14 protein-coding genes are annotated in these 14,653 nt (G+C 74.6%); 5 read left to right on the top strand and 9 right to left on the bottom strand.

Translation table 11 applies throughout. The annotated features are described in order from the left end of the window. The first annotated feature begins 98 nt into the window (after positions 1–98). Positions 99–776, top strand: coding sequence for a uracil-DNA glycosylase (locus tag Sdia_RS19915; protein ID WP_100453818.1), 678 nt, complete (start codon positions 99–101; stop codon positions 774–776). 411 nt (positions 777–1,187) lie between these two features. On the opposite strand, the gene Sdia_RS19910 is transcribed toward Sdia_RS19915, so the two are convergent. Next, positions 1,188–2,273, bottom strand: coding sequence for a WD40/YVTN/BNR-like repeat-containing protein (locus Sdia_RS19910; RefSeq protein WP_189499913.1), 1,086 nt, complete (start codon positions 2,271–2,273; stop codon positions 1,188–1,190). Between the two features lie 257 nt (positions 2,274–2,530). Here Sdia_RS19910 and Sdia_RS19905 point away from each other — a divergent pair, with 257 nt between their 5' ends. Beyond that, the gene (locus Sdia_RS19905) at positions 2,531–3,856 is read left to right on the top strand and encodes a hypothetical protein (RefSeq protein WP_229830372.1); all 1,326 of its coding nucleotides are present in this window, start codon (positions 2,531–2,533) and stop codon (positions 3,854–3,856) included. Between the two features lie 29 nt (positions 3,857–3,885). Here Sdia_RS19905 and Sdia_RS19900 read toward each other — a convergent pair whose 3' ends face one another. Next, positions 3,886–4,962 carry an NADH:flavin oxidoreductase/NADH oxidase gene (locus tag Sdia_RS19900; protein ID WP_100453821.1) on the bottom strand — a complete coding sequence of 359 codons (1,077 nt, stop codon included), beginning with the start codon at positions 4,960–4,962 and terminating at the stop codon, positions 3,886–3,888. Positions 4,963–5,116: 154 nt separating this feature from the next. On the opposite strand from Sdia_RS19900, the gene Sdia_RS19895 reads away from it, so the two are divergent. Next, on the top strand, positions 5,117–5,458 hold the full coding sequence (locus Sdia_RS19895) for an ArsR/SmtB family transcription factor (protein WP_100453822.1): 342 nt from the start codon (positions 5,117–5,119) through the stop codon (positions 5,456–5,458). 707 nt (positions 5,459–6,165) lie between these two features. Here Sdia_RS19895 and Sdia_RS19890 read toward each other — a convergent pair. Next, positions 6,166–6,825 (bottom strand): DUF305 domain-containing protein, encoded by a 660-nt coding sequence (locus Sdia_RS19890; protein ID WP_100453823.1) that lies wholly within the window; start codon positions 6,823–6,825, stop codon positions 6,166–6,168. A gap of 237 nt (positions 6,826–7,062) precedes the next feature. On the opposite strand from Sdia_RS19890, the gene Sdia_RS19885 reads away from it, so the two are divergent. Both Sdia_RS19885 and Sdia_RS19880 read left to right on the top strand, forming a co-directional pair. Next, positions 7,063–8,505 (top strand): LVIVD repeat-containing protein, encoded by a 1,443-nt coding sequence (locus tag Sdia_RS19885; protein ID WP_229830374.1) that lies wholly within the window; start codon positions 7,063–7,065, stop codon positions 8,503–8,505. Positions 8,506–8,679: 174 nt separating this feature from the next. Further along, a complete protein-coding gene (locus Sdia_RS19880) occupies positions 8,680–9,096 on the top strand; it encodes a DUF2630 family protein (protein ID WP_189499914.1) in 417 nt (138 codons plus the stop codon). Positions 9,097–9,390: 294 nt separating this feature from the next. Here Sdia_RS19880 and Sdia_RS19875 read toward each other — a convergent pair whose 3' ends face one another. The 6 genes from Sdia_RS19875 to Sdia_RS19850 all read right to left on the bottom strand — a co-directional run bounded on the left by Sdia_RS19875 (position 9,391) and on the right by Sdia_RS19850 (position 14,555). Further along, entirely contained in the window at positions 9,391–10,347 is a 957-nt protein-coding gene (locus tag Sdia_RS19875; RefSeq protein WP_202854047.1) for a DUF4184 family protein, read from the bottom strand. A 270-nt stretch (positions 10,348–10,617) separates the two neighbouring features. Further along, entirely contained in the window at positions 10,618–11,505 is an 888-nt protein-coding gene (locus Sdia_RS19870) for a hypothetical protein (protein ID WP_189499915.1), read from the bottom strand. Beyond that, entirely contained in the window at positions 11,502–11,837 is a 336-nt protein-coding gene (locus Sdia_RS19865) for a PadR family transcriptional regulator (protein ID WP_100453827.1), read from the bottom strand. The genes Sdia_RS19870 and Sdia_RS19865 overlap by 4 nt, the downstream gene beginning before the upstream one ends. Positions 11,838–12,121: 284 nt before the next feature. Beyond that, the gene (locus Sdia_RS19860; protein WP_181844090.1) at positions 12,122–12,853 is read right to left on the bottom strand and encodes a phosphatase PAP2 family protein; all 732 of its coding nucleotides are present in this window, start codon (positions 12,851–12,853) and stop codon (positions 12,122–12,124) included. Positions 12,854–12,920: 67 nt separating this feature from the next. Further along, complete coding sequence (locus tag Sdia_RS19855; RefSeq protein WP_100454396.1) at positions 12,921–13,856, bottom strand: M56 family metallopeptidase; 936 nt, start codon at positions 13,854–13,856, stop codon at positions 12,921–12,923. A 132-nt stretch (positions 13,857–13,988) separates the two neighbouring features. Beyond that, on the bottom strand, positions 13,989–14,555 hold the full coding sequence (locus Sdia_RS19850; protein ID WP_185393614.1) for a DUF5134 domain-containing protein: 567 nt from the start codon (positions 14,553–14,555) through the stop codon (positions 13,989–13,991). Positions 14,556–14,653: the final 98 nt, after the last annotated feature.

The raw sequence follows: 14,653 nt of genomic DNA, 5'->3' as shown, positions 1-14,653 counted from the left end.
CGGCGACGAGGACGAAGGGTAGCGCCACCGGACCGTTCGCGTCCCGCTGGGACGGCTCGGTGTGGGGTGACGGGCGGAGGGTCGCTAGAGTCCCCCTCGTGGCACCACGACCTTTGCATGAATTGGTGGAAGCGGGCTGGGCGAAGGCCCTCGAACCGGTGGCCGGTCGCGTCGGGGCGATGGGGGAGTTCCTGCGCGCGGAGATCGGCGCCGGCCGCACCTACCTGCCCGCCGGCCCGCACGTCCTGCGCGCCTTCCAGCAGCCCTTCGACGAGGTACGCGTCCTGATCGTCGGGCAGGACCCCTACCCGACCCCCGGCATGCCGATCGGGCTGAGCTTCGCGGTGGCTCCGGAGGTCCGCAGACTCCCGCCCAGCCTGGTCAACATCTTCCAGGAGCTTCAGAGCGACCTCGGACTGCCGCAGCCCTCCAACGGCGACCTCACCCCCTGGACGGGCCAGGGCGTCCTGCTGCTGAACCGAGCCCTGACGACCCGTCCGGGCTCGCCCGGCTCGCACCGCGGCAAGGGCTGGGAAGAGGTCACCGAGCAGGCCATCCGCGCTCTGGCCGGGCGCGGCAGACCTCTGGTGTCGATCCTCTGGGGCTCGGACGCCCGCGGCCTGCGCCGCTTCCTGAGCCACTACCCGGTCATCGAGTCGGTCCACCCGTCGCCGCGCTCCGCCGACCGCGGCTTCTTCGGCTCCCGCCCCTTCAGCCGCACCAACGACTTCCTCGCGCAGCAGGGCGCCGCACCGGTCGACTGGCGGCTGCCGTAGACGGAACGCGGGGGTGTACCGCCTCCGCCCCGGGCCCGGGACATCACGGAACACCTCACCCGGCCCGACGGTGAACCGCCCACCGCCGTCGCGCCGCACCTCCGGCCCTCCCGGTGCGGCGCGGCACCGGGCGGGCGCCGCCTCCCCACGAGCCAGGAGGCACCCGGACGGACCACATGACCGAGCAGGCGCACCGGGAGGCTCGGGAACTCCTCACGGAACTCCGTGAAGTGGCCTGGCGCGTCCACCCCACCGCCCCGGACAGCCTCGGCCCCCGCGAGGCCCTCACCGGCTGTGCCGGAGGTCGGCGTCAGCTCCAGCTTGTCGAAGACCGACTGGAGGCTCTTCCCCACCGAACTCACCGACACGGTGTGCTCGCGGTGCTGCGGTACCTGGGGTCCTAAAGCGGACTCACCCCGCCACCGCCGCCCGTACGCACAGCACGTCGGGCAGGTGGGCGGCCAACTGCCGCCAGCTCTCGCCCTCGTCGGCGCTGGCGTACAGCTCGCCGTTGCGGTTGCCGAAGTACATCCCCGCGGGGTCGGCGCCGTCGGTGCACAGGGCGTCGCGCAGCACGGTGCCGTAGTGGTCCTCCGTGGGGAGGCCGCGGGACAGGGGCTCCCAGTGCGCGCCGCCGTCCGTGGTGCGGAAGAGGCGGCACCGGTGCCCGGCCGGGACGCGGTCGCTGTCCGCGGCGATCGGGAAGACGTAGGCGGTGTCCGCGCGGGAGGGGTGGGCGAGCACGGTGAATCCGAAGTCCGAGGGGAGGGCCCCGCCGATGTCCGACCAGTGGGCGCCCGCGTCGTCGCTGCGGTAGACCCCCCAGTGGTTCTGGAGGTAGAGGCGGTCCGGGTCGGCCGCGTCCCGGGCGATCTTGTGCACGCACTGGCCGAACTCCGGGTCGGGGCCCGGGAGGAAGTCCGCGGAGATGCCCCTGTTGGAAGGGGCCCAGCTCGCACCTCCGTCCCGGCTGCGGAACACTCCGGCGGCCGAGACCGCGACCGTCAGCGCGTCCGCGTCCCGGGGGTCCGTCACCACCGTGTGCAGCCCTTCGCCGCCGCCCCCCGGCTGCCAGCGGGATCGCGTCGGATGCTCCCAGAGGGAGCGGACCAGTGCGAACGTGTCGCCGCCGTCCCGGGAGGCGAAGAGCGCGGCGGGTTCCGCACCCGCGTACACCACGCCCGGCGCCTCCGGACCGGCCGGCTGGAGCTGCCAGAGGCGCTCCAGCGAGGCTCCCGTCCCTTCGGGGAACCGCACCGTGAGGGAGGCGGGCTCCTGCCAGCTCGCGCCCAGGTCGTCGGAGCGGAGGACCGAGGGGCCCCAGTGCGCGCTGTCCGCGCCCACCAGGACGCGCGGCACCGGGCCGCGGGTGTCCAGCCCCACCGCGTACACCGCCTCGCCGGTGAAGTGCGCGCCCTCGAACTCCCAGGCGCCCGCGCGGCGCCGGCCCAGGAAGAGCCCCTTGCGTGTCCCGACCGCCAGCAGTACCTCGGACATCCCGCCACCTCCACGAAGTTCGCCCTTCCGGCCCGGCCCAGTGTGACCCCGGCCACTGACAACGGCCCGGAAGTTGCCCCGGCCCGGCGGCCGCGCCCACCCGGACGGGGTGCACGGCCCGGCGGGAGCGGGAGACCGGTGGCCGGGCATGGTTGAGATCAAGCCCTCCTCTGGCCGAATCGCCGCGTCGAAGCCGAGCCGTTCATCTGATCGGCTACGGTGAGTAGTCGAGCGAGTGCGGAGAGGGGGCGGCCGTCGTGAGGTCGACCGGAACGGAGCGGATGCTGCGGCTGCGCGATGTCGCGCGGCTGCCCGCCGAGGTGCTGGTGAAGCGGTTCGAGGAGGACTTCGGCAATCTCGTCACCGCGGCCGTGGCCGACGCGACGCGCCGCCTGCCCGCGCCCGTCCGGCGACTGCTGGACGGCCTCGAATGGCATCTGGACTGGGCCGACGCGCTGGTCTGGGCCGAAGGGGAGCTGCAGGTCTCCGCCGAGCGGATGGCCCTGCTCGGGGACCCGCGGCTGCGGCGTGTCGAAGGGCAGCTCCGCCAGGTCCGCGTCCGTCTCCACGAAGCCCGCTGCGTCGCCGCCGAGTACCGCCGCCAGGACCGCGAGCGACTGGAGCGGGGCCGGCTGCTGACCGCCCGCGCGACCGCGCTGAGCTGGCTGAGCAAGGCCCTCCCCGAGGAGTACGAGGCGCTCTTCACCGCCCGCGTCGCCGAACTGGGCATCCCGCCGCTGCGGCGCGGCTCCGCCTCCCGGGACGTCTTCGACTCCATCGAACAGGCCGTCGCCCAAGGCCGCCTCCGGGTCACAGCCGGCCCCGAGGTGACCGCCCTGCTGGAGCTGCCCGACGACACCTTCCGTGCCGCCGTCGCCGACGACGTGCGGGAGCAGAACGCCAGGAACGTCCTGCTCCGCCACCCCCTGGTCCTGCGCCGCTGGCACGCGGGACTCGCCCGGCTCTGCGACCTGACGGTGGGCCCCGCCCGCGCCTCCTCGGCCACCGCCCTCGGGCGCGCGCCCCTCGACCTCGCCGAGCTGCCCCGCCAGGAGGCGATGCAGATCGTCAACGCCCGCCGGTTCTTCTGCGCCGTCCAGCAGCGCCGCCTGGACTGCGACCGGACCGTCCGCACCCTGATGGCGGAGATCGTCCGCCGCGAGCGCGCCGACCCGGTCAACACCGCCCGCCGGGAGGCCGGTGCCTACGCCCGGCTCCGTCTCGCCGAGGCCCACCCGGAGGCGTACACCCGCATCCGCGAGGAGCTCCGCGCCTTCGAGAGCGGGCCGGGCCATCTCGACCCGGCCCGGCTCACCTCCGACGTACGGGGCGCCCTCAAGGCCAGACTCCTGTCCGAACTGGCCGGACGTGACGGGCGGCGGGGTCAGGCCGCGCACTCCCCGGCGCCACGCCCGGCTCCGGGGCCGAAGCCGTCGGCGCCGGAGGGCCGGCCCGGGCGGGACCGCCCCGGCCCCGGGCAGGGGCGCGGTCAGCGGCCTGTACCGGGGCCCCCGGCTCGGTCGGCGGCCACGCACCCGCCGGTCCGCAAGGCGGCCTGCCGCCGGGCGGAGACCAGCCGCTGAGGCGTCCGGCGTCCCCTCGGCGGGGCGTGTCAGCTCCGGCCGTACTGCTGCGGCACGCGGACCGTGCCACCGAGTTCGCGGGCTGCCCGACGCGGCCAGTGGGCGTCGCGCAGCAGTTCGCGGCCGAGGAGGACGGCGTCCGCCTCGCCGTTGGCCAGCACCTTCGCGGCCTGCTCCGGGTCGGTGAGCAGGCCCACGGCGGCCGAGGGCAGCCCGGTCTCGTTGCGCACGCGGGCGGCGAAGGGGACCTGGTAGCCGGGGCCGACCGGGATGGACACCCCGGCCGCGTTGCCTCCGGTGGAGGCGTCCAGCAGGTCGACGCCGCGCTCCTGGAGGAGCGGGGCCAGGCGTACGGTGTCGTCGGCGGTCCAGCCGCCCTCGTCCAGCCAGTCGGTGGCGGAGACGCGGAAGAGGAGCGGCTTCTCCTCGGGCCACACCGCGCGCACGGCGTCGACGACCTCGAGGGCGAACCGCACGCGGTTCTCGAACGACCCGCCGTAGGCATCGGTGCGGTGGTTGCTGTGCGGCGAGAGGAACTCGCCGATCAGGTAGCCGTGGGCGCCGTGGACCTCGACCACCTCGAAGCCCGCTTCCAGCGACCGGCGCGCGGCCTCGGCGAACTGCCGGACCACGCCCTGGATCTCGTCCACCGTCAGCTCGTGCGGGACGGGGCTGGCCGCGTCGAACGGCACCGGGCTCGGGCCCACCGGCTGCCAGCCGCCGTCGGCGGCGGAGATGGCCTTGCCGCCGCGCCAGGGCGCCTCGCAGGAGGCCTTGCGCCCGGCATGGGCGAGCTGGATACCGGGGACCGTCCCCTGGGAGGTGAGGAACGAGGTGATCCGGCGCAGCGCCGCCGTCTGCCCGTCGTTCCACAGGCCGAGATCCCACGGGCTGATCCGGCCCTCGGGTGCCACGGCGGTCGCCTCCAGCAGGATCAGGCCCGCGCCGCCCGCCGCCCGGGCGCCGTAGTGCTGGAGGTGCCAGTCGGTGGGGCGGCCGGCCGTGGGGCCGGTCGCCGGGGCCGAGTACTGGCACATGGGGGCCATCCAGATGCGGTTCGGGATGGTGAGGGACCGCAGGGTGAGCGGTTCGAACAGGGAGGTCATGGTGTACTCCGTCGCGTCACGGGGGCCGAACGGGCGGTACGATAGTCGTCGTAGTACGCCGGATGTCAAACTACGGCTCTCTTCGTACAATGCGGAGTCCGTGGCGCCAGGCCGGGACCGCCGCGCACCGTGCCAGTCAGGAAGGGCGACCGAGATGACCACCGCCGAGAGCCCCCGCACCCTCGTCCATCCGACGCGCGACCGCATCCGCCTGGAGGAGGTCCTGCACGCCCTCGCGGACCCGATGCGGCTACGGGTGGTGTGCGCGCTGGACGCCGGCGGCACGGAGCAGTCCTGTACGCAGTTGCAGCTCCCGGTGACCAAGTCGACCAGCACGCACCACTTCCGTGTCCTCAGGGAGAGCGGGGTCATCCGCCAGACCTACCGGGGGACCGCCAAGCTCAACGCGTTGCGCCGGGACGACCTCGACCTGCTCTTCCCCGGCCTGCTCGACAGCGTCCTCGCCGGGGCCGCCCGTCAGGCCCACGGAGGCTGACGCCCCGGGCGCCGCTTTCCCGCTCCGGCCCGGCGGAGGGCTGAAGGGCGGACCGAGCGCGTACGCGTGACGCACCCGGGCGCCGGTGCGCCGCGCGGCACCGTCCGGAGCCGGTGGCCGGGGGCTGGCCGTCACCGTGGGCGACCCGCCGGCAGCAGCCGACGGCCGCCGAGATCGTCACCCCGGTCAGGTCGGGGACCGCGCGCGGCGCTCCGCCGGCCGGCGCCGGTCATCGCCATCGGACGACCGCGGTGAAGGCGCGGCCCTGTGGGACCGGCGGCCGGACGCCGGACCGCCGGAGGCCGACGCGCCGGACGAGGGCGGCGACGCCCCACACCGGCGGGCCGGTGGTGATCAGGCGGGGCGAGGCCCGCGGCGGACCGGCGCGTGGCCCCCGCGGTGCTCAGCGGGGCCGCCACCGAACCCGCCTACGCCGCGAGCGCGTACTGCCGGCGACGGCGCCCAGCGGGGCGGACTCGTCGACGAAGCGGGCGGGCGGCCGGGCGGTCATCGGCGCGCCGGGCGTGAGCGGTGGGGCGAGCAGGGCGGGGAGCGCCGGGTGTCCTGCGCGTCTTGCGGGTCGCGGCCCGTAGCCGCTGTGTGTCCCGCTCGTGGGCCCGGTAGGCGGCCGGCGCCCCGAAGGCACGGAGGGCGTGCCGAGAACGGGTGCGGGAGGGAGGAGGGGGCGCGGGCGGGGGAGTTCCGGTTCAGAGCATGTCGCGCATCCGGTCGATCTCGGTGCTCTGGGTCGCGATCACATCGTCGGCCATCTCCTCGACCTGGACGTTGTTGCCGGCGCCCAGCACGTCGGTGGCCATCGAGACGGCACCCGCGTGGTGAGTGGTCATCAGCTTCAGGAACAGCCTGTCGAACTCCTCGCCGTCCGCCTCCGCCAGTCGTTCGAGCTGCCGCGGCGTCGCCATCCCGGCCATGGCGTCGTGGTCGTGGCCCTTGCCGCGCGGTCCGCCGTTGTTCTTCAGCCACGCCTTCATGGCGCCGATCTCCGGCTTCTGCCCTGCCTCGATGCGGTCGGCCAGCGACCTGACGCGCTTGCTGTGCACCCGCCCGGGCACCAGCCGGGCCATCTCCAGTGCCTGCCCGTGGTGCTCGATCATCATCTCGATGTAGGCGAAGTCGGCCGAGTTCGGGCTGTCGTCCGGCCTGCGGCGCTCCGCCTCCTCGGCCGTCAGGGTCTCCGCCTCCTCACCCGGGCGGCCCGGCGCGATCACCGACGGGCCCGGTCCGGACGCGGCCTTCGCCGCCGGTTCCGTCGAGCCGGTGCACCCGGCGAGCAGGGCCGCCGCGGCGACGGCTGCCAGGGCGTGCGGGACGCGGCGGCGCGGGGCGAGAGGGCGGGGTATCGGCACGACTGCCTCCTGAAGTGCGAGGGCGGGGCACTGCCCTGACGCGACGTCACGGGCGAGGGTCCGGAAAGTCTGATGACAAGTATGTTGCCACCTGTTGATCTGTGCATGATGAAAGCGATACTGCGGGAATCCACAGAACCGTTCGTGCGAACGGCGACCAGGGAGGACGCAGTGACCCTGTCCCACACCCCCCGGCCGAGGCGTAGACGCCTCACCGTTGCCGCTGCCGCAGTTGGCATGCTCGCGTCCCTGCTCACCGTGGGGCCCGCCATGGCCGTCCCGGGCCCCGGGGACACCCCCGAGGTCTCGGAGCGCGTCAGCAAGAGCGAAGCCGCCGACACCGAGGCGGCCATCGCCGCCGGCGAGATCCCCGCCCCGGACGAGATCGTCCACTCCCAGAACATCGAGCACCTCGCCAACATCCCCAAGGACGCCCTCCCCGGTACCAACTCCGACCTGGCCTTCCAGGGCGAGTACGCCTTCGCGGGAAACTACGACGGCTTCCGCGTCTTCGACCTCAGCAACCCGAAGAAGCCCAAGACCGTCGCCCAGGTCCTCTGCCCCGGTTCCCAGAACGACGTCTCGGTCTCCGGCGACCTGCTCTTCCTCTCCACCGACTCCTCCCGCAGCGACGACTCCTGTGCGAGCACCACCCAGCCCGCCACCGAGAAGTCCTCCTGGGAGGGCATGAAGGTCTTCGACATCAGTGACAAGCGCAAGCCGCGGTACGTCGCCGCCGTCGAGACCGCCTGCGGTTCGCACACCCACACCCTGGTCCCGGACCGCGAGAACGTCTACGTGTACGTCTCCTCGTACTCGCCCAGCGCCGCGTTCCCCGACTGCCGGCCTCCGCATGACGGCATCTCCATAGTCAAGGTGCCTCGCAAGGCGCCGCAGAAGGCCGCGGTCATCGACTTCCCCGTGCTGTTCCCCGGCGAGGGGCCGGACGGCGGCGGCAACCCGGGCGCTCCGACCCACCCGGGAGTCTCCAAGACCACCGGCTGCCACGACATCACCGCGCTGCCGCACAAGAACCTCGCCGCCGGTGCCTGCATGGGCGACGGCATCCTCCTCGACATCGAGAACCCGGAGAAGCCCAAGGTCGTCGACCGGGTCCAGGACAACGAGAACTTCGCGTTCTGGCACTCCGCGACCTTCAACCAGAAGGCGGACAAGGTCGTCTTCACCGACGAACTCGGCGGCGGTGGCGCGGCCACCTGCAACGAGGAGACCGGCCCCGAGCGGGGTGCCGACGGCATCTACGACCTGGTCCGCAAGGGCAGGGACAAGAAGCCCGAGCTGGTCTTCCGCGGCTACTTCAAGATCGACCGCCATCAGGCCGACACCGAGAACTGCGTCGCCCACAACGGCTCGCTCATCCCGGTCAAGGGCCGCGACATCATGGTCCAGGCGTGGTACCAGGGCGGCGTGTCCGTCTGGGACTTCACCGAGTCGGCCAAGCCCCGCGAGATCGCCTACTTCGAACGCGGCCCGCTGAGCGCCGACACCCTCATCGCCGGCGGCTCCTGGTCGGCGTACTACTACAACGGCTACATCTACTCCAACGACATGGCGAAGGGCTTCGACGTCCTGAAGCTGGACGACCGGCGCACCGACCCGGCCAAGAAGGTCCGGCTCGACGAGCTGAACGTCCAGACGCAGCCGGACTACCTCGACTGAGCCCCGCCCACCCCGGCCGCTTCCGGGGTACGCGCCACCTGCCCGGTTCTCGTCCCCCGGAACGGCTCCCGGCCGTGCCGGGGGACGAGGGTCTTCCCGGCCGGACGCGCTCCGATCGCGCGCTCCCGGGTCCCTTCCCCGGGCCGGCAGGGGGAGGCGAGGAGGCAGCCGAGCATGGACCAACAGGACATCCTGCGCAACACCACCGCGATGGTCGAGGCCGAGAAGCGCCCGCGGGCCTCGCTGGAGGCCGGTGAGACCGGCCCCGCGACCGAGCAGGCCCGCCTCACCGCTCCAGCACGCGCACTCGACCGGTGCGGGGACCTGCTCCGCCGGCGCCGCGCCAAGGCCGAGTTCGGCGGGAACCCGGACGAGGCCCGGCCCGCCCCACCGACGAGGTCGAGGGCTACCAGTCCTGAACGCCCGCCCCGCGCCGCATGGCCCCCGCCCGTCACACGGCCGCCGCGCGCTCCCCCCGCCCCGTGCGGGGAGCAGTCGCCCGTCGGGCCGTTCGCGCACGGGCGGCTGCTCTGCGAAGCGCACCGCGCGGTCGAGCGCCGCGGCACCCCCGTCGGCGTCCGCCGCCCATGAGGGTGGTCACGGGAACCGCCCCCAGCCGCTCCCGGGCGAGCGCGAAGGGCCTCGGACCGGCTTTTCGGACACCGTGCTCGTGCCACAGGGCGCCGGGGTCCGCCCGCCGCTCCGGCCTGTCGGCCCGCCCGTGGGCCTGGCCCACGGCGGCCCCGGCCGGTGGCAGAGCTGTCCGCTCCGCGGGGCGGTGGGCGCGCCCCGGGGCCGCCGCGGTCGCCCGGCGCGACCGCGACCGCCCGTCGCCGGGGCTCGCGTCTCGGCGGTGAGAGCGCGGAAACAGTCCGCCGAGCGCCGTCACTTCCCGTCCTGAGCCGGTCGCGGCGAGGGGGCGCGGCCGGATGCCGTCACCGGCCGGCGCGCGACGGTGCCGATCTGCCAGGTCGCGGAGTAGAGCAGCAGTGCGACCGCGAACGAAGCGCCCGCTCTCTTGGCGGCTCCGGTCAGCACGCCTTCGGCGAGGGTCCCCCACGGAGCCCGGACCGTCTTGGAGGGGTGGACGGTCTCGCTCGCGCCGTCGCCCAGGCTGACGACGGTGGCCGGTCGGCTGTGGTCCACTTCGGTCACGTAGCGGTAGGCGTCGAAGTCGTCGCGCACGGTGACGGCGCCGCCCAGTACGGGTGCCGCGACCAGCAGAGTCACCACGCCCCACCGCGTGGCGGGGCGCAGGCGGACGACGGTGTCGGTGCCGCCGCGGGGGCGCAGGCGGTCGCGGCGCCGCCAGAGGTGCCGGCCGACGGCCGCCAGGCCGAAGGCGGTGCTCGCGTACTGGAGCAGCCGGTCGGCCGACAGGCCTCCCAGGCCCGCGCGCGCCGGCTGCACGTGAGTGAGCAGGAAGCCGTCGGCGTGGGTGAGGGAGTCCCAGGCGAGGTGTGAGGCGACACCGATCAGGGCGGAGACCAGCAGCCACAGGGTGTGGCGGGTCTTGGCGGGCAGGCCGCTCGTCCGCTCGGGTCCGGGTAGGTGGAGGCGGGGCGGGAGCAGTGCTGTGACCGGCGCCCGCAGCATCCGGCAGACGGCGACCAGGCCGACGGCGAGCGGCAGGCTGACCAGCAGGCCCGTGCTGAGCGAGTGGGTCTCCGTGGCGTTGAGGAGCGGTCCGTACCAGTCCTCGGGGCTGGTCTCGGACACGCCGAGGGTGTTCAGGAAGTACGGGACGTCGGGTGCCATGGCGCCCGCGACCAGAGACGCCGGAACGAACGGCCGGCGCAGCAGCGGCAGCACTGCCGCGGGGTGGGACAAGGTGAACGGCACTTGATGGTCTTCTCTGCTCGGAACGGGCCGGAAGGGGGGTCCTGCGCCTCGCCCTGCGGCGCCCCTTCCGTCGGGGGCGCCGAGATCGCGCGGCAGGCCCGGACAGCCCTCCCCGATAGAACCTCGGACAGAGTATTCAGCTCGCCGGACTATGGCAACATGCGCCGAGCGCGGTGCGCGGCCGGCGCGAAGCCGTCGGGCGGGACGCACGGCCGGCCCCGCGCAGCAGGCCGCCGTCGGCGGGCTGGCCTGCCGAAAGCGGAGGCCGGGTCAGCGCCGGCGGCGCACCGCCTGGAGGGACGCGGTGAGCGCGGCCACGACCGACAGCAGGAGAAGGGCGCCGAGGACGGGCCGGAGATCGCCCCAGGCGGTCGCGTAGGAGTGGGCGACCAGCGGCGGAGAGGCCACCGCCATCGCGCCCGTCTCGCGCAGACCCGGGGAACGCGCGCGAAGGGCGAGGGCGGCCCCCGTGAAGGCGAGGACCAGCATCGGCCAGGCGCCGTAGTCCGTGGTCACGCCGAAGGCCCCCGTGTACGTTCCCGCGCGCACGGCGACGACGGGGAACCACGCCACGGCAGCCATGACTCCGGCCGCCGCCGACAGCCGCCTGTCACCGCGCCGGTCCGGAGGGCAGGCGAGCACGACGGCGACGGTCAGCAGCGCCGCGAGCGGAGCGGTGGCCCCTTCGTCGTACAGGTGGCCGCCGACGGCCCACCGCAGGGCCGACCCCAGCAGCCCGCACACGGCCATCCCCACGCCCGGCCCCCACCGGCCGGTCAAGGCGGTGACCGTGCCGACGCACACCAGCAGGGAGAACAGCATGTACAGGGCCCACGGGCCGTCCATGGCGGAGAGCTGTACCCGTACCGGGGCCGGCGAGAGAACGAGCCCGGCGTACCAGCGTGCCAGTTGCAACCCGCTGTCCACCGCGCCGGCCGCCAGTGCGAACGGAGCGGCCAGGGCGAAGAAACGCCCTGCGGGCGATGCCGAGTCAAGCCGCAGCCGCACCCGCAGGGCGTGCGCGGCCAGGTCGGCGTCCGCGCGCAGCCGGGCCGGACGCGACAGGTCCGCCGTCATCTCCCGGTGGACGTCGATGATCTCCTGCCCGTGAGCAGCCCGGTACGCGGCCGGGTACAGACGGACCAGGGGATCGCTCACGCCGGCGCCGCCGCCCCGTCGGCCAGACGCCGCCTGACCTCCCGGACGGTCGCGGCCAGCCGCTCCGCCTCGGCCTCCAGCCTCTGGCGGCCCGCGGGAGCGAGAGCGAAGACGCGACGGGCCCGGCCGCCCACCACCTCCTCACGCTCCACCTCGATCAACCCCTCCGCCAGCAGCCTGTCCAGCGCCCCGTAGAGCGCACCGGTACGCGGTGCCACCCGGCCGTCGGTGATGGTCCTGACCTCCTGGGCGACGGCATAACCGTGGCGAGGGGAATTCGCCAGCGCCGTCAGCAGCAGCAGGGCCAGCTCCTGCATTCCTCGTTCGCTCATGTCGACAGAGTATTCCGCCCGGCGGACCTTCGGCGGGCAGCGCCTGCGACCTCCGTGGGTGTCCTCCGCGCCGCTGCCGTCCCGGACGGGCCGTACGCGCCAGGCGCCTGGGGGAGCGACGGCCGTAGTCCGGGCGCCTCCCGCCAGGCCCGGCCGCCGCGCAGGAGCGGGTCCCGCAGACGCCCGCCCCCCGGGATGCAACGGCGTCCTCGCCTCCAGCCGCGACCTCCGGTGCGGGCGAGGAACAGGGCTGTGGAGTGGGCCGGGGCCGGGGACCCACCGCGCTACGCGCCGGACCCCGCCCCGCCCGCCGAGCCCGGGGGAGCCGGGCGAACACTTCGGTCAGCCGTCCCCGCCCGGTCGTACACGAGGGCGGCGAGGGCCACCGTCAGGCCGCCCAGCAGCCAGCCTCCCAGTACGTCGGTGGGCCAGTGGACGCCCAGCCACACCCGGGTCGCGCCGACGCCGGCCACCGACACCGCCGCCACCGTCCACGCGCTGACCAGGACGGGGCGCCCCACCCTCGACAGATGCAGCACCCAGACGACCAGGCCGCACGTCACCGTGGCGGTCATGGCGTGGCCCGAGGGGTACGCGGCGAAGTGCGCGGAGTCGACCGGGTCGGGCCACTCGGGGCGTTCCCGGCCGACAGCCGCCTTGAGGAGTTGCTGCACCAGAGCCGCGGCCAGGCAGGCCCCGCCGACCGCCACCGCCAGTCGCGTGGTTCCGCGCCACCAGAGCCACAGCACGGCGGCGGCGGCGACGGCCCGCATCGTCCAGGGATCCCACACCCAGTCGCTGAGCACCCGGTTCACCCTTGTCGCTCCGGGGTGGCCGACGGCCGCCTCGTGGGCCGCCACGGCGACCGAGGCGTCCCAGTTCGCCAGGGGCGGCCAGACCACGGCCACCAGCGTCAGCAACAGGGCGGAGAGCCCGGCCAGGGCCGCCGCCCAAGTCGGGGCGGCACGGGGTGGCGAAGCGCGGGGCGGGTCATGGAGCGGCGAGCGGGGTGCCATGGTCACGATGGTCACCTACCCGATCGAGCGCGGACATGCTCGCCACACGAAGGGGAGCAGGCTGATGTCAGCCCAGGGCGAGGATGCCGGGGCCGAAGGCGAGTACCAGTGGCACGGCCGGCACCACCGCCGCCGCGGCGGTCAGCCGCAGCCGGTGGATCGGCGCCAGGCGGGCCTGCGGTGCCAGCAACCGGTCCACCCGCTGGGGGAGATGAGCTTCGGGCGCGGGACCGGGGCCGAACACGCCGCGGTCCTCGTTCAGTTCCACCAGGGCGAGGGCCGTGGTGAGGCGGCCGAAGCGACGCGAGGCCATGTCGTCGGCGGCCAACTCCACCAGCCGGTGCATCTCGTCGCGGAACGCCGCGAAGAACGGCACCTGCGGGAACCCCTGAGCGAGCGCTGCGGAGATGTGCCGCAGCCAGTCGTGGCGCATCTTCGCGTGGCCCTGTTCGTGGGCCGCGATGGCGTCGAGCTGGCGGCCGTCGAGCTTGCGCAGCGCCGCCGTGGTGATCACGAGCTGAGGGGAGGGGCCGGGGAGCCACCAGGCGTCGGGCCGGTCGCCCTCCAGGACCACCAGCCGCTCCTGGTCACGCTCCTCGCCCGGCAGGAGGGGGGAGCGGACCAGCAGTTCGGCGCGGCGCTGCCGTCGGCGCGCCCGTGCCCGGACGACCTCCCGGACCAGCATGACCACCGTCCACACCCCGCCCAGTGCCAGGACGGCCGAGGTCGCCGGCGCCCAGGGGCCGTAGGCGCCCAGGGCGTACGCCTCGACGACGGCGTGCGGGGCGGGTGCGAAGACGTGTCCGCGGACCAGGTGCCAGGCGGCGGCGCCGGTGAGCGCCATCGCGAGCACGCAGCAGAGCAGCACCCCGGCGACGACGCACTGCCACACCCAGAGCGCGACGACGGGCTCCCTCTCCCGCCACTGCGCCCGCGCGATGAGGCGCGGAGCGAGCACGGCGGTCAGGGCACCCAGCAGCAGCAGCGCGACGGGGAGCATCATGGCCACAGCATAGAAGCGGCGTCCGCCGTGGTACCCCGCCGCGTCGCACCAAGTGACGCATGACACGTTTGCTGGTCCGGGAGGGCCCGGTGGGGCGCCTGCGGGCCCACCGGGGCGGCAGGCGGTCACCGCTCACATGGCGAGCAGCATCGAGACCATGGCTATCGCCATCGTGAGGCGGCAGACGAGTGCCAGCTCGGCACGCTCCCCCCACCCCGGGGGCCCGGCGGCGGAGCTCGGGCCCCCGGAGGCGGCGACCGGGGCCGGTATGAGGCGCACGCCGGCGAGCAGGGCGTACCCGGCGAAGTAGGCGAGGAGGACGCCGGTGACGACGGGCAGCCCGCCCGGGGCCGTGTGGTGGGCGTGGTGGGAGGTGGGGGCGGCCGCCATCACCAGCGACATGTAGACCATCGCCGCCGAACCCACGAGGTGGTGCAGGTGGTGCGGGCTGCGACGGGCGGCCAGGATCGCGTGGACGCCGGTGGCCGTGAAGGCGGCCGCGCCGGCGAACCACACCGCCCCCGGCAGCGTGACGAACGCCGCGGGGACCGCCATCACCGCCATCCCGAACCCCATCAGCGCCTCGCCGGCCGCCTCCTGCCCGCCGGGGCCCCGGGCGCGCATGCGCAGGAGGCAGTACGCCCCGCTCGCCAGGCAGAGCGCGACCAGCAGCCAGGCGGCGGAGACGGGTCCGTGCACGGTGAAGTCCTCCCCGGTGGTGTGGTCCGCCCCCGTCGGGCGGTGTCGCGATGGTCATGCCCGGGCCTCACCCGGCCCACCCGGGCGCACGGATGTGC

It is taken from the genome of Streptomyces diastaticus subsp. diastaticus, from assembly GCF_011170125.1.
In the GTDB taxonomy this organism is placed as follows: domain Bacteria; phylum Actinomycetota; class Actinomycetes; order Streptomycetales; family Streptomycetaceae; genus Streptomyces; species Streptomyces diastaticus.
Note: the sequence above shows the minus strand (reverse complement) of the source record. Positions and strands in the feature narration are given on the sequence as shown.